The organism is Mycetocola sp. Y719 (assembly GCF_056713205.1).
This window is the reverse complement of record NZ_JBWYGY010000001.1, coordinates 187,974-201,056: the sequence shown is the minus strand read 5'-3', so window position 1 is coordinate 201,056 and position 13,083 is coordinate 187,974. Positions and strand designations below refer to the sequence as shown.

18 protein-coding genes are annotated in these 13,083 nt (G+C 66.1%); 11 read left to right on the top strand and 7 right to left on the bottom strand.

From position 1 onward, the window contains the following. Window positions 1–90 precede the first annotated feature (90 nt). The gene (locus AC1M0F_RS00820; protein WP_480236312.1) at window positions 91–1,143 is read left to right on the top strand and encodes an ATP-dependent DNA ligase; all 1,053 of its coding nucleotides are present in this window, start codon (window positions 91–93) and stop codon (window positions 1,141–1,143) included. Here the strand turns inward: AC1M0F_RS00820 and ligD are convergent. After that, a complete protein-coding gene (gene ligD, locus AC1M0F_RS00815) occupies window positions 1,140–2,189 on the bottom strand; it encodes a non-homologous end-joining DNA ligase (RefSeq protein WP_480236311.1) in 1,050 nt (349 codons plus the stop codon). The two genes, AC1M0F_RS00820 and ligD, sit on opposite strands and share 4 nt — an antisense overlap. Before the next feature lie 141 nt (window positions 2,190–2,330). Between ligD and AC1M0F_RS00810 the strand changes: the two genes are divergently transcribed. Continuing rightward, complete coding sequence (locus AC1M0F_RS00810) at window positions 2,331–3,164, top strand: class I SAM-dependent methyltransferase (protein ID WP_480236310.1); 834 nt, start codon at window positions 2,331–2,333, stop codon at window positions 3,162–3,164. 101 nt (window positions 3,165–3,265) lie between these two features. On the opposite strand, the gene AC1M0F_RS00805 is transcribed toward AC1M0F_RS00810, so the two are convergent. From AC1M0F_RS00805 to AC1M0F_RS00795, 3 genes are read right to left on the bottom strand one after another with little or no spacing between them, the layout of a single operon-like run. Continuing rightward, entirely contained in the window at window positions 3,266–3,754 is a 489-nt protein-coding gene (locus AC1M0F_RS00805) for an N-acetyltransferase family protein (protein WP_480236309.1), read from the bottom strand. 4 nt (window positions 3,755–3,758) lie between these two features. Then, window positions 3,759–4,328, bottom strand: a complete 570-nt coding sequence (locus tag AC1M0F_RS00800) for a GNAT family N-acetyltransferase (protein ID WP_480236308.1) — start codon at window positions 4,326–4,328, stop codon at window positions 3,759–3,761. 38 nt (window positions 4,329–4,366) lie between these two features. After that, a complete protein-coding gene (locus AC1M0F_RS00795; protein WP_480236307.1) occupies window positions 4,367–4,912 on the bottom strand; it encodes a TetR/AcrR family transcriptional regulator in 546 nt (181 codons plus the stop codon). A 102-nt stretch (window positions 4,913–5,014) separates the two neighbouring features. Between AC1M0F_RS00795 and AC1M0F_RS00790 the strand changes: the two genes are divergently transcribed. After that, complete coding sequence (locus tag AC1M0F_RS00790; protein WP_480236306.1) at window positions 5,015–5,524, top strand: ASCH domain-containing protein; 510 nt, start codon at window positions 5,015–5,017, stop codon at window positions 5,522–5,524. Between the two features lie 63 nt (window positions 5,525–5,587). Here AC1M0F_RS00790 and AC1M0F_RS00785 read toward each other — a convergent pair whose 3' ends face one another. Further along, on the bottom strand, window positions 5,588–6,136 hold the full coding sequence (locus AC1M0F_RS00785; protein WP_480236305.1) for a nitroreductase family deazaflavin-dependent oxidoreductase: 549 nt from the start codon (window positions 6,134–6,136) through the stop codon (window positions 5,588–5,590). A 231-nt stretch (window positions 6,137–6,367) separates the two neighbouring features. Then, entirely contained in the window at window positions 6,368–7,147 is a 780-nt protein-coding gene (locus tag AC1M0F_RS00780; RefSeq protein WP_480236304.1) for a class I SAM-dependent methyltransferase, read from the bottom strand. 194 nt (window positions 7,148–7,341) lie between these two features. Between AC1M0F_RS00780 and AC1M0F_RS00775 the strand changes: the two genes are divergently transcribed. From AC1M0F_RS00775 to AC1M0F_RS00755, 5 genes are read left to right on the top strand one after another with little or no spacing between them, the layout of a single operon-like run. Then, on the top strand, window positions 7,342–8,061 hold the full coding sequence (locus AC1M0F_RS00775) for a DUF4386 domain-containing protein (RefSeq protein WP_480236303.1): 720 nt from the start codon (window positions 7,342–7,344) through the stop codon (window positions 8,059–8,061). Beyond that, window positions 8,051–8,476: a hypothetical protein gene (locus AC1M0F_RS00770; RefSeq protein WP_480236302.1), complete on the top strand. Its 426-nt coding sequence runs from the start codon at window positions 8,051–8,053 to the stop codon at window positions 8,474–8,476. Before AC1M0F_RS00775 ends, AC1M0F_RS00770 begins: the two co-directional genes overlap by 11 nt. Beyond that, window positions 8,470–8,685, top strand: a complete 216-nt coding sequence (locus AC1M0F_RS00765; RefSeq protein WP_480236301.1) for a helix-turn-helix transcriptional regulator — start codon at window positions 8,470–8,472, stop codon at window positions 8,683–8,685. Before AC1M0F_RS00770 ends, AC1M0F_RS00765 begins: the two co-directional genes overlap by 7 nt. Window positions 8,686–8,742: 57 nt before the next feature. Next, a complete protein-coding gene (locus tag AC1M0F_RS00760; RefSeq protein ID WP_480236300.1) occupies window positions 8,743–9,093 on the top strand; it encodes an ArsR/SmtB family transcription factor in 351 nt (116 codons plus the stop codon). After that, on the top strand, window positions 9,090–9,590 hold the full coding sequence (locus tag AC1M0F_RS00755) for an SRPBCC family protein (RefSeq protein ID WP_480236299.1): 501 nt from the start codon (window positions 9,090–9,092) through the stop codon (window positions 9,588–9,590). The genes AC1M0F_RS00760 and AC1M0F_RS00755 overlap by 4 nt, the downstream gene beginning before the upstream one ends. Window positions 9,591–9,833: 243 nt before the next feature. Here AC1M0F_RS00755 and msrA read toward each other — a convergent pair whose 3' ends face one another. Then, window positions 9,834–10,352, bottom strand: coding sequence for a peptide-methionine (S)-S-oxide reductase MsrA (gene msrA, locus AC1M0F_RS00750; RefSeq protein ID WP_480236298.1), 519 nt, complete (start codon window positions 10,350–10,352; stop codon window positions 9,834–9,836). A gap of 197 nt (window positions 10,353–10,549) precedes the next feature. On the opposite strand from msrA, the gene AC1M0F_RS00745 reads away from it, so the two are divergent. The 3 genes from AC1M0F_RS00745 (at window position 10,550) to AC1M0F_RS00735 (ending at window position 13,081) form a co-directional block, all read left to right on the top strand. Continuing rightward, entirely contained in the window at window positions 10,550–10,840 is a 291-nt protein-coding gene (locus tag AC1M0F_RS00745; RefSeq protein WP_480236297.1) for a DUF4287 domain-containing protein, read from the top strand. 78 nt (window positions 10,841–10,918) lie between these two features. Next, window positions 10,919–12,709 (top strand): DEAD/DEAH box helicase, encoded by a 1,791-nt coding sequence (locus tag AC1M0F_RS00740; protein ID WP_480236296.1) that lies wholly within the window; start codon window positions 10,919–10,921, stop codon window positions 12,707–12,709. A 75-nt stretch (window positions 12,710–12,784) separates the two neighbouring features. Next, complete coding sequence (locus tag AC1M0F_RS00735) at window positions 12,785–13,081, top strand: DUF503 domain-containing protein (protein ID WP_480236295.1); 297 nt, start codon at window positions 12,785–12,787, stop codon at window positions 13,079–13,081. Window positions 13,082–13,083 lie beyond the last annotated feature (2 nt).

Sequence of the window (13,083 nt, the reverse complement as noted above, 5' to 3'; positions counted from 1 at the left end):
ACGCTAACACCGGCGATGCCGCCCGTCATGAGGGTTGACGTTCGCCATCCGGCCCTGTCGCCGGAGCCGTGACTCGGGCAGGATCGACCCATGGACTTCTCGCCTGCCGCCCTTCCCGCCCCCATGCTCGCCAAGGCGGTGGATTCCGTTCCTGAGCCCGACAGCGTCGCGGGCGGACTCAGCTACGAACCGAAGTGGGACGGCTTCAGGGCGATCGTCTCGTTCGACGGCACGACCGTGGAGATCGGCAGTCGTGGCGCCAAGCCGCTGACCCGGTATTTTCCCGAACTCACGGATGCCCTCGCCCGACTCCTCCCCTCCCCCTGCATCCTCGACGGTGAAATCGTCGTACCGAGCGGGGAGCCGGGCAGCCAGCGACTCGACTGGGAGGCACTGTCCCAGCGGGTCCACCCGGCCGCCAGCCGGATCGCCATGCTCTCTGTTGAGACGCCGGCGATGTTCGTCGCGTTCGACCTCCTGGCGCTCGGCGACGACAGCTACCTCGACACCCCGTTCGCAGAGCGGCGAGCCGCGCTCGAGTTCTTCGTCGGCCCTCTGGATCATCCGCTCCACCTCACCAGGACCACGACGGATGTGGCGCTGGCCCGCGACTGGCTCGTCGAGTTCGAGGGGGCAGGGCTCGACGGTGTGGTCGCGAAGCCCCTTGCGGAGCCATACTCCCCCGGAAAACGGCGGATGCTCAAGGTGAAGCACCATCGGACGGCCGACGTCGTGCTGCTCGGCTACCGCGTACACACCAGCGGACAGGGAGTCGGGTCGCTCCTGCTCGGGCTCTACGATGCGGACGGGAACCTGCAGGGCGTTGGCGGGGCGTCGGCGTTCAGCAACGCGAAACGCCTGGAGCTCGTCGACGAACTGGCGCCTCTCGTCGTCCGCGGTGATGACGGAGCCGCCGTTACCGGCGAGAAGGATCGGAGCCGATTCTCGTCCGGGAAGGACAGGACCTTCGTCCAGCTCGAGCCCAGTCGCGTGCTCGAGGTCAGGTATGACCAGATGGAGGGCATGCGATTCAGGCACACCGTGCAGTTCTTCCGCTGGCGCCCCGACCGTGAAGCGACATCGTGCACCTTCGACCAGCTCGACCGACCGATCGCGTACGACCTCAGCGACGTGCTCGACTAGTCGATCTTCTTCTCGTCCTCGTCCCAATTCTTCGCGTTCTTCCTGCTCGGCTGCACACGGGGTGGCTCCCCCGGCATCTTCGGGAAGTCTGGCGGGAATGGAAGCTCGCCGAGCCCACTCGAGACGTCTCGCTCCCACCACTCGAGCAGGACGTCGATGGTGCCGGGCTCGTCGTGCATGTTCTCCCACGGGTCGCCGACCCTCGTGAGGCGTTCAGGGACGGTGAGGATCGTGAACGCCGTCGGGTCTGCACCCTCGAGTTCAGCCCAGTCGAGCGGGCATGACACCGCAGCGTGGGCGAGAGCACGCGGGCTGTACGCCCCGGCCATCGTCCGATCGCGGTTGGCCTGGTTGAAATCGACGAAGATCCGTTCTCCGCGCTCTTCCTTCCACCAGTTCGTCGTGACCGCGTCCGGCATCCGACGTTCGAGTTCCCTGGCCGTCGCGATGACGGCGTGCCGCACGTCGAGGAACTCACGAACAGGTTCGATCGGCGCGAAGACGTGGATGCCGCGGTTGCCGCTGGTCTTGACGTAAGCGGTCAGCCCTGCCTCCTCGAGGACCGAGCGCAGCTCGAACGCGGCGGGAATGGCATCCGCGAAGTCGGTGCCCGGCTGCGGGTCGAGGTCGATGCGCAGCTGGTCCGGATTGTCGGAGTCGCCGGCGCGGGACGGCCACGGATGGAACACCACGGTGTTCATCTGAGCGGCCCAGACCGCCGCCGCCGGTTCGTCGAGGACGAGCTGCGGATGGGACCGGCCGCTCGGGTACACGACGGGGACGGCACGGACGTAGTCCGGGGCTCCCTTCGGCGGGTTCTTCGAGAAGAACTGTTCGCCGTCGATCCCTCCCGGAAAGCGCTGCAGCGAGACGGGTCGGTCTCCGTTGGCCCGGATGAAAGCGTCACCGACATCGATGAGATAGCGGGCGAGGTCGAGCTTGGTGATGCCGGGCTCCGGCCAGAGGACGCGGGTGGGGCTGGAGATGCGCACCTCGCGTTCGCCGTTCGGACCAGGGACCGGAAGCACAACTGCGTCGTTTGCCATGTTGACAACCTACCCGCGTGGCAGGCCGACGGGCCATGGGCATCGCACAGGGCCCCCTTGTCGGAGGGATCGAAGCGGCGCATCCTGAGGGAGAAAAAGCCGGCGGCATGGTTCAGCGCCGCCCGAACGAAAGGAAGAACGATGACGGATGTCATCACAGATACGGATGCCGATCGCGCGTTGAAGGCCAAGCACCGCTCCATGTGGGCACTCGGGGATTATCCGACGCTCGCGTCTGACATCATCTCCGAACTCGGCACGACCATCGTCGACGCCTGTGGGATCGGACCCGGGCAACGCGTTCTCGACATCGCAGCCGGGTCAGGCAATGCGGCCATCCCGGCCGCGCAGGCCGGTGCCAGCGTCGTCGCCAGCGACCTCACCCCCGAACTCCTCGACGTGGGTCGCCGGCGGGCGGAGGAGCTCGGCGTCAGCCTGGACTGGAAGCAGGCGGATGCCGAGGCGCTTCCGTTCGCAGACGGGGAATTCGACACGGTGATCTCCACGGTCGGCATCATGTTCGCGCCGCACCATGAGCTCAGCGCTGCTGAGCTTCTCCGGGTGTGCATGCCAGGAGGCACGATCGGCCTGATCAACTGGACGCCTGAGGGCTTCATCGGCCAGATGTTCGCGACGATGAAACCGTACGCGCCGCCGCCGCCACCCGGGGCGACTCCACCGCCGCGCTGGGGTGACGAAACCCATGTCCGATCGCTCCTCGGCGACGCAGTCACGGACGTCACCGCGACTCGGAGGAACCTCGCGGTGACGATGTTCGATTCGGGTGAAGCGCTTCGCGACTACTTCAAGGAGCGCTACGGTCCGACGATCGCGACCTACAAGAACATCGGTGACGACGCCGAACGCGTCGCATCTCTCGACCGCGAACTGGCTGAGCTCGGCCGCCGGTTCGATCGCGGGTCAGGTGCCATCGACTGGGAGTACCTGCTCGTGACCGCTCGGAAGAAGGGCTGACCCGCGGACGCCCCGCCGGGACAGGGAGGACCCCGCCCCGACTCGCACTGAAGCGGGGTCCGTCTGTGTCAGCGGTGACTGTTCGGGATTGTTCAGGGGCGTCAGAGGGCGCGCTTGAAGCCGGCGTGTGACTGTTCGAAGCCCAGTCGCTCGTAGAACCGGTGAGCGGCGGCGCGGGACCGGTCGGAGGTCAACTGCACCAGGGTCGCACCGCGTCGCCGTCCCTCATCAATGGCCCATTCGATCATCGCGCCACCGACGCCAATCCCTCGCAGGTCGGCGTCGACACGGACCGCCTCGATCTGGAGTCGAGTTGCTCCGCCTCGAGCCAGGCCGGGAATGAACGTCAGTTGCATGGTGGCGATGACGCCGCCGTGAGCATCGGTCCCCACGACGAGAAGGTGCGCCGGGTCGCCGTCGATCGCTCGGAACGCCCGCTCATAGCCGGCTCGATGCGCGTCGGCCGTCGAGTCGACGTTTGCGCGCAACTGGTCGGCTGCGAGAAGGGAGACGATGCCGGGAACGTCGGAGAGACCGGCCCGGCGCAGCGTGATGGTCTGGTCGCCGAAGTGGAATGCCGTGAGAGTCACGACGTCATTCTTGCAGGGTGGATCTGGCATCTCCCCCCGGCCGGGGCCGACTCCGAAGGGCGACGAGGTCGTATCTCCACGCGTTCACGCGGATCGGTGTGCCCGGCGGGTACTCGAAATCTTCCACCCCGCTGAGGTCGAAGCCGAGGGCCAGGCAGAGGGCATTGGACGCCGTGTTGTCGACCCGGGGAAATGCCACGACGACATCCCTGTCGCCGTGGTCAGCAGCGTGATCGAGACACGCTGAGAGTCCCTGCGACGCGAAACCGTGGCCCTGATAGGCGGTTGCGACGCTCCAGCCCGACTCGTAAACGTGAACATCGTGCCAGGACGTCGTCCAGTATCCGACCGACCCGACGGCTTCGGCGATGCCCTCGGCGTGGATCGTGAACATGCGGGCCTCTCCTGACTCCCACAGTCGAAGGAATTTCGCCTGACGCGCGACGATTTGCCCGGGGGTTTCCGGCCCGCCCAGAAACTGCGTCATCTCCGGAGTGTTGCTTCTTTCGAGCACCGGCTGGTCATCGGCGCCCCACGGTTCGATCCACACGCGGAGGTTCTCTCGCGAGCTCATGCTGCCGAGCATACGACGCCCGTCCGACACCTTCGAGTTCACTGCAGGGCGGCACGGACCACGAGTTCGATCACCGCGCGGGGGTCGGTCTCGTCGTGGCGGGCGATCCGATGGAGGATGACACCTTCAGAGCAGGCCATGATCGCAGCTGCTCCGGACTCCGGGTTCGTGGCACCCATCCGCGCAAGCATCCCGACGGTTGCGGCCTCCATGGCGACACGCCCCCTGGCCAGGGCGTCCCGCAGGTCCGGGTCGTTGCTGGCCTCGAGGAACACGACGAGCCGCGCGGTCGTGAGCGTCCGCCCCTGGCCCGTGGTGGCGTCGAGCAGCGTGCAGAGGGCGTCGATGAGTTCATCGGCGGTGGCAGGGAGTTCCTCCGCCGCCTCCACCTGGGGTAGCTCGCGATCGATGATGCGCTCGACCACGCCGGCGAGAAGCGCCGCCCGGGTGCGGAAGTAGTTCGACGTCGATCCCCGTGGCAATGTGGCCTGGTCGTCGACCCTCACGTGGGTGAGAGCCCTGAGGCCCTCGGTCCCGACAAGCTCGATGGCCGCGTCCAGGGCACGTGTTCGTGTGGTCGTCATCTGAACACGATAAACGTCGTGACGTCTCGCCGCCCGTCAGTGGGGAGCAGCCGGGGTCGACAACTCACCCCGTGCGACTCAGTCATCTGGAACACTGGACGGATGCCTGATCATGAACTCCCGGCTGCAGCGCCGGACACCGCGGCGGGTGCGGCGTTCTGGGCCGAGTACTCCGCCGCTCACCCAGACGCCGTACGCACCTGCCCCGAATACACCGTCGAACACTTCGGCGATTCAGCGCGCCTGGCCGACGAACTGCTGCACGAGGTCATGCACGGGGCGAAGCGGGCGACAGCCGAGCTGGCCGCCGCATTCGCTGCCGACGGTGACCCCCTGCCGAGGATCGGCTCGCACTGGATCGCCTGCGACAGCACAGGCACACCACGGATCATCATGCGCAGCGTCGAATTCCGGCTCGGCACCTTCGACAGCGTCGACGAGACATTCGCGTGGGACGAGGGCGAGGACGACCGCACGCTGGCGAGTTGGAGGCGTGGGCATGCGAACTACTGGACCCGCACCTGCGCCGCACGGGGAACGACCTGGAGCGAATCGGACGAGATCGTGCTCGAGCGATTCCGGGTGGTCTGGCCGCCCGACCTCGCCGACTGATCACGCCGACGGACGACTGTCGTTCTCCCCTTCCGTTGAGAAGGGCCTGGGGATCCGTTCCCGTCAGAGGGGTCGGTCGAGTGGATCGCGAGTACCATCATGCGGGTCCTCTTCTTCGGCTGGGATGCTGCGAACCGGCTGGAGAAGGAAGAGGCGCACAGTCCTGCCTGAATCCCGCTCATATCCGCGATAGCCGGGCCACTGCCTTTCGATGCGCTGCCATGCCGCGTCGCGCTCGGTGTCGGCGATCCGGCTCGCGTGAACCGCGAACGATCTCCCGCGCACCGTGATCGACGCTTGCGGGTGTGCCGCCAGGTTGTAGGTCCACGAAGGGTGCCTGTCGCGGGCGAAGCTCGTGCCGGCGACGATGGCGCGCCCGCTGCCATCCGGTGTGTACATCAGAACGGTGTCGCGAACGACACCGCTTCTCGCCCCGACCGAATGCAACACGAGCGACGGAACGAGGAGGCCGCTCACCTGGATGCGACCCCCGCTGAGAACACGAACGAGACGTTCAAGTGGCGGAAGCACGCGTGGACCGATCCAACGGAACAGACGCGTCGGCGTGACCGGCGCGACGATGGAACGGACGACATGCAGCACGGTGGGCATGCCTTCATTCTGGACCGCACAGCGTGCCGATAGCATTCCCCACCGGAACAGTCGGTATGCGGAGGAGCCCAACGATGGACCGTGCACGGATCCGCTGTGCACCGACGCGGTGCCTGGGACGTACCGTCCATTTCCGTTCGAACTGCAGACCGTAGCGGCTCATCCTGCGGTTGTTGTGTGCTCAGATCGGGCGACGACGCCGGACGCCCGCCGCACGACCTGACTTCGGCTTCAATGCTCCGCCCGAGCACCGTCGGCCGGTGGGGTCCGAGCGATCACATACCGGAACGCGTTCACCAGCCGGTATCCCCCGCCACCCGTCAGGAAGGGTTGCGCCGCCTCGATCACCGTTGCGGCGCCGGCGGCGAGTCCGTCTGCGTCTTCACCCATCAGGATGCCGCGGACGAGCCGGACATCGTCTGGCACCTCCCACGGCACCTCCACCAGTCCCGAGGCCAGGGCGAGCAGACCGGAGCCGTCGACCAGTCGTTCCAGGCCGCCAGGCATCCGAAGGTCAGCGTCCGGCAGAAGTTCCTCGTCGAAGGATGCCGCGACGGCGGCCTCGATGACATTGAGGTCGTTGCGCTCCCCCTCCGCCCAGTTCGCGACAGCGATGAACCCGCCGGGAACGGTGACCCGCGCCAGCTCGCGGAGCGCGGTGTGGATGTCGTCGGCGAATTGAAGCGCGTTGACGGAAGCAGTGACGTCGAAGGTGTCCGCCGGCCACGGGAGAGACTCGGCGGAACCCAGCCGGAGGTCTGCGGCCGGCACACGCGACCGCGCCCGTTCGATCATCGCGGGGGCTGGATCGATGCCCGCCGTCACCGCGCCGGCCCGCTCGAGCATGGCGAGGAACTCTCCGCTGCCACAGCCGACGTCGAGCACGTGTGAGCCGGGACGGATGCCGGTGAGCTCCACGATCCGTCGGCGGACGGGGTCTGCGACGTCGCCCCAGAGCTCAGCCCACTCCCCTGCAACCGCCGACCAGGCATCCTCGGTGGCGCCGTCCACGTGCTCTCCTTCATCGCGATGAATCCTGGCGGGACCCGCCCCGGCGGTCACACTAACACCCGGACGACCGACGTTCAGGGTGGCTCTGACCCGCTCGATGTCTGGTCAACCTGACATCGTGTAAAGAATTCTTGACATTGAGTCTGGTCTGTTTTACATTTGCGGTAATCCGCCCATCAACCAGGGAGCCGGTCATGGCCACACTTCACCGCCCACCACGGGCACGCTCGCACGGACACACCCAACACGCCGCCGCTCCCGGTCAGGCGAGCATGGTCGCCGGCATCTCGCTCGCGCTCATGGCCGTCCTCGGCGGCTGGGCCAACTTCGGCGCCCTGACCCCGCTCATCGCGGCAGGCGACGCCGCCAGGACCACCGCGAACATCGCCGCAGCCGAACCGCTCTTTCGCGCCGGCATCGCTGCGATGATCATCGTGGCTCTCCTCGACATCGTCGTGGCCGTCGCCCTGCTCGTCGTTCTCGAGCCCGTGAACCGGGGCCTCGCGGTGACAGCCGCCGCACTCCGCGCGGCATACGCCGCCGGCCTGGTCGTCGCGGTGAGCCAGCTCGTGACGGTTCCTGCACTTCTCGACGAACCCGCCCAGGCGATGCGCGCGATCGAGGTCTACGACGCCACCTGGCAGGTGAGCCTGATCCTCTTCGCCGTCCACCTGCTCGTCATCGGCTGGCTCGGCTTCCGGTCAGGCTTCATGCCGCGAATCTTCGGCGTCCTGCTCGTCATAGCCGGGCTGGGCTACCTTGCCGACGGATTCGGCGCCGTGCTCGTTCCGGACTTCTCGCCGACCTTCGCGCTCTTCACCTTCGTCGGTGAAGTGGCACTGATCTTCTGGCTCCTCATCTCGGGACGCAAGCTCGGCGACCGATCGAACACGGGGGCATCCGATGTCGTATGAGGAGAAGAACACCTGGGCATTCGGGATCATCGCCGTCACAGGATACGTGACCTACCTGGTCGTCCTGTTGTCCCAGTCGGAGACGCCGCTCACCGCGACGCCGTACGTGCTGCCGATGCTGTCCGCGATCGGCGGCGCGATCCTGGCCGGCATCATCGCGGGCATCGTCATCGGCATCTTTTCCGGACCCGACAGGGAGAAGAAGGACCAGCGGGATCGCCAGATCTATCGCAGGGGCGAGTACATCGGCCACGCGTTCGTGCTGGCCGGCGCGATCGTCGCCCTACTTCTGGCGATGCTCGAGGCTGACACGTTCTGGATCGCCAACGTGATCTACCTCGCCTTCGTCCTCGCCGCTGTGGCGGCCACCATCGTGAAGATCACCGCATACCGCCGCGGGTTCGCCCAGTGGTGAAGAAAAGCCGGGTGACGAACTCGATTCGAGCCCTCCGCTTCGCGCGCGGTGAGATGACCCAGGCCGAGCTCGCCGAACAGATCGGCGTCACCCGCCAGACGGTGATCGCGATCGAACAGGGCCGCTACTCCCCCTCGCTGGAGACCGCCTTTCAGATCGCCATGACGTTCGGCGTGCCGCTCGACGAGGTGTTCCAGTACGACGCGTGAACTACCGGGTTATGGACCACTGGTATTGCCGTGGACGCTGTGCTAACGTACAACCAAATGGTTGTATATCAATTGAGCGACAGCGAAGTGGACCGCATCTTCCAGGCACTGGCGGATGCGACCCGTCGCGACATCGTCACCAGGACCCTTCAGAGAGAACAGTCGGTGTCGATGCTTGCTCAGCATTACGCCATGAGCTTCGCCGCCGTACAGAAGCACATCGCCGTGCTCGAACGGGCGACGCTCGTCACCAAGGAGCGACGAGGACGGGAGCAGATCGTGCATGGAAACGTCGAGTCTCTCCGCCGGGCAGCCCATCTGCTCAGTGCCTACGAACAGATCTGGCACGACCGTGCCATCCGGATCGGCGAAATTCTCGCCGGCCCACCGAAAGGAGAAGAACAGTGACTGTAGTCAGTTCTCACAAGGACGTCGAAAACCTCACGCTCACCTTCACCGCTGAGTTCGACGCGAACGTCGACCGTGTCTGGCAGGTCTGGGAAGACCCGAGGCAGCTCGAGCGCTGGTGGGGACCGCCCACCTGGCCGGCGACGTTCGATCGCCTCGAGTTCACTCCCGGCGGCGACGCCCGCTACTACATGACCGGACCCGAGGGCCAGAAGGCTCACGGCTGGTGGAAAGTCATCGCCATCGACGCACCGAACCGGCTCGAGTTCGAAGACGGTTTCGCCGGCGACGACGGTGAGCCCCTCGATCCGGAGGACACCACCCGGTGCGTCGTCACCTTCGAGCAGGATGCCGGCGTGACCCGGATGATTTCGGTCACCAGGTTCACAAGCGCCGAGCAGCTCCAGCAGATGTCCGAGATGGGCATGATCGAGGGAATGACCCAGGCGATGGGACAGATCGACGGAATCCTCGCGGAGAGTTCGGTCTCACGCTGACACGATCTGGCGGCACCGCGCGCGTTCGCCGTAGGCTGGGATCATGAGCAATCACATCCCGACCTGGCCGGCGCGTGCGGGCATCCCTGGGTTCCTCCTCTGGCTGAGCGTCGTCATCGGTATCGTCGGCATCGGCGGGTTCGTGTACGTGCTCATCTCCTGACTACGCCGGCACCGCCCGTGCGGTCAGTGACGAAAGAAACGCCCCCGATGATCTCGGAGGCGTTTCGTTTGTGCTTTTCGCTAGCTGGCGACGTTCTCACGACGCGGCAGCTTCCAGCCCGGGCGCACGAAGTGGCAGGTGTAGCCGTTCGGGTACTTCACCAGGTAGTCCTGGTGCTCCTCCTCGGCCTCCCAGAACGGACCGGCCGCAGTGACCTCGGTGACGACCTTGCCCGGCCAGAGTCCTGACGCGTCGACATCCGCGATGGTGTCTTCCGCGACGCGCTTCTGCTCGTCGCTGAGGAAGAAGATCGCCGAGCGGTAGCTGGCGCCGATGTCGTTGCCCTGGCGATTCATCGTCGATGGGTCGTGGATCTGGAAGAAGAACTCGAGCACATCGCGGTAGGAGATCTGCTCTGGGTCGAAGACGATCTCGACGGCCTCGGCGTGGTTACCGTGGTTGCGGTACGTCGCGTTGGGGGTTTCCCCGCCGGAGTAGCCGACCCGGGTCGAGATCACTCCTGGGCGCTTGCGGAGAAGCTCCTGCGCTCCCCAGAAACATCCGCCGGCGAGAATCGCGGTTTCAGTGGTACCGGTCATGTGTGGCCTCCTCAGTGTTGAACCCTGTCCATTGTCGGGCATGGGCACGCTGAAGAGAACAGGGGTCCGGCCCCTGCTGTTCCCGGATTCCTGAGTACGCGCCGAGAGTCCGGGGGTCAGACGACTGGCCGAGGACCCTCTCCGTTCGCCATGATTGATCAGGCAGGAGAACACGCAGACGAAACGAGGTTGCACGGATGTCATTTCAGGCGTACCTGGACACCATCGAAGAGAAGACGGGGCTGACCCCGCGCCAGCTGCTCGCCATTGCGGGTGAGCGCGGCCTCGATGTGCCACCGGTCAAGGCCGCGGCTGTCGTCGAGTGGTTCAAGGACGACTACGGCCTCGGGCGCGGACACGCGATGGCCTTCGTCCACGTGCTGAAGAACGGTCCGACCATCTCGGATAAGCACGTCGGAACGAGCGGTGTGCATAGCGACGGCTCGAACGAGCTGTGGCTCGACGGCAAGGCGTCGAAGCCGAACTGAGATCGATCCGGGGCGTGAAGCACCGCCAGCGGCATCCCCACAACGGATGCACATCCGCATAGGACTACCGTTAGACCTATGACTTCCCCTGAAACCACCACGCCCAGCGACGAAAAAACCGCCGGCCAGACCTTTTCCGAGCTCGGGCTCGATGACGCGGTGCTCAAAGCACTGCGGGACGTTGGATACGAGACACCGTCCGCGATCCAGGCAGCGACCATCCCCCCGCTTCTCGCCGGTCGCGATGTCGTCGGCCTCGCCCAGACCGGTACGGGCAAAACGGCGGCGTTCGCGCTGCCGATTCTGTCGCGCCTCGACCTCTCCCAGAAGACCCCGCAGGCACTCGTGCTCGCCCCGACCCGCGAACTCGCGCTCCAGGTCTGCGAGGCGTTCGAGAAGTACGCCTCACACCTGAAAGGCGTCCACGTGCTGCCCGTCTACGGTGGACAGGGCTACGGCGTCCAGCTGTCAGCCCTCCGCCGCGGGGTCCACGTCGTCGTCGGCACGCCCGGCCGCATCATGGACCACCTCGACAAAGGCACGCTCGATCTGTCCGAGCTGAAGTACCTCGTCCTCGACGAGGCCGATGAAATGCTCAAGATGGGCTTCGCCGAAGACGTCGAGACGATCCTCGCCGACACCCCGGACGACAAGCAGGTCGCCCTGTTCTCGGCGACGATGCCCGCCCAGATCCGTCGCATCTCGGCCAAGTACCTGCACGACCCCGAAGAGATCACGGTCAAGAACAAGACCACGACCTCGGTGAACACGACCCAGCGTTACCTCGTCGTCTCCTACCCGCAGAAGGTGGATGCCCTCACCCGCATCCTCGAGGTGGAGAACTTCGAAGGCATGATCGTCTTCACCCGCACGAAGAACGAGACCGAGACCCTCGCCGAGAAGCTGCGTGCCCGCGGCTACTCGGCCGCCGCGATCAACGGTGACGTCGTCCAGGCCCAGCGTGAGCGCACCGTCAACCAGCTGAAGTCCGGCAAACTCGACATCCTCGTGGCCACCGATGTCGCCGCCCGTGGTCTCGACGTCGAACGGATCAGCCACGTCGTCAACTACGACATCCCGATCGACACCGAGTCCTACGTGCACCGCATCGGCCGCACCGGTCGTGCCGGACGCAGCGGAACGGCGATCAGCTTCGTCACTCCGCGCGAACGCCGCCTGCTCACCGCGATCGAGAAGGCCACCCGCCAGCCGCTGACGCAGATGCAGCTCCCGAGCGTCGACGATGTCAACGCCACCCGCCTGACCCGCTTCGACGACGCGATCACGGATGCCCTCGGCCAGGAAGACCGGATCAGTCGCTTCCGCGACATCATCGGCCACTACATGGAGCACCACGACGTGCCTGAGGTCGACGTCGCGGCCGCCCTCGCCGTCGTCGCGCAGGGCGACTCCCCGCTGCTGCTCTCCGCTGAGGACGAGCGTGCCCAGCGCCGCGAGCAGGAATTCGAGCGTGATAGGACGGCATCACGCGAGAAGTCCCGCGACGATCGCGGCGGCCGGAGCGACCGTGGTGGACGCGACGCCAAGAGCGACCGCCCCGAACGCCGCCCTCGCAGCGGCGATTCACCCTTCGCCACCTACCGGATCGCGGTCGGCAAGCGCCAGAAGGTGGAACCGCGCCAGATCGTCGGCGCGATCGCCAACGAGGGCGGGCTGAGCCGGAACGATTTCGGCCACATCGACATCCGCCCCGACTTCTCGCTCGTCGAACTCCCAGCGAATCTGTCGGATGATGTCCTCAACAGCCTCGCGGCAACCCGCATCGGCGGCAAGCTCATCGAGATGCGTCCGGACCGTGGCGGCCCCGCGAAGCGCGACGACAGGCCAGCGCGGAAACCCCGCTACTGAGCACGATTCTCTGAATGGCGCCCGAACGGTTTCGTTCGGGCGCCGTTCTCGTCGACGGCGTGGCATCCTGAGGACATGTGGATCGGCTGGATCGAATTCGACCTCCTGCTGGGCGACGTGCACTCGCTCAAGGAGAAACGCTCGATCGTCCGCCCCCTGATCGCGGACCTTCGGCGACGGTTCGACGTGAGCTCTGCCGAAGTCGGACACCTCGACCTGCACCGGCGCGCCGCGATCGGCGCAACCGTCGTGTCCCCCGATCATCACCATGCGGTGGACGTCCTCGACGAAGTCGAGTGCTCAGTGGCGAACCGCCCGGAACTCGAGTTGTTGTCCGCCCATCGTGGATTCGCGACCTCGTCAGACGAATGAGA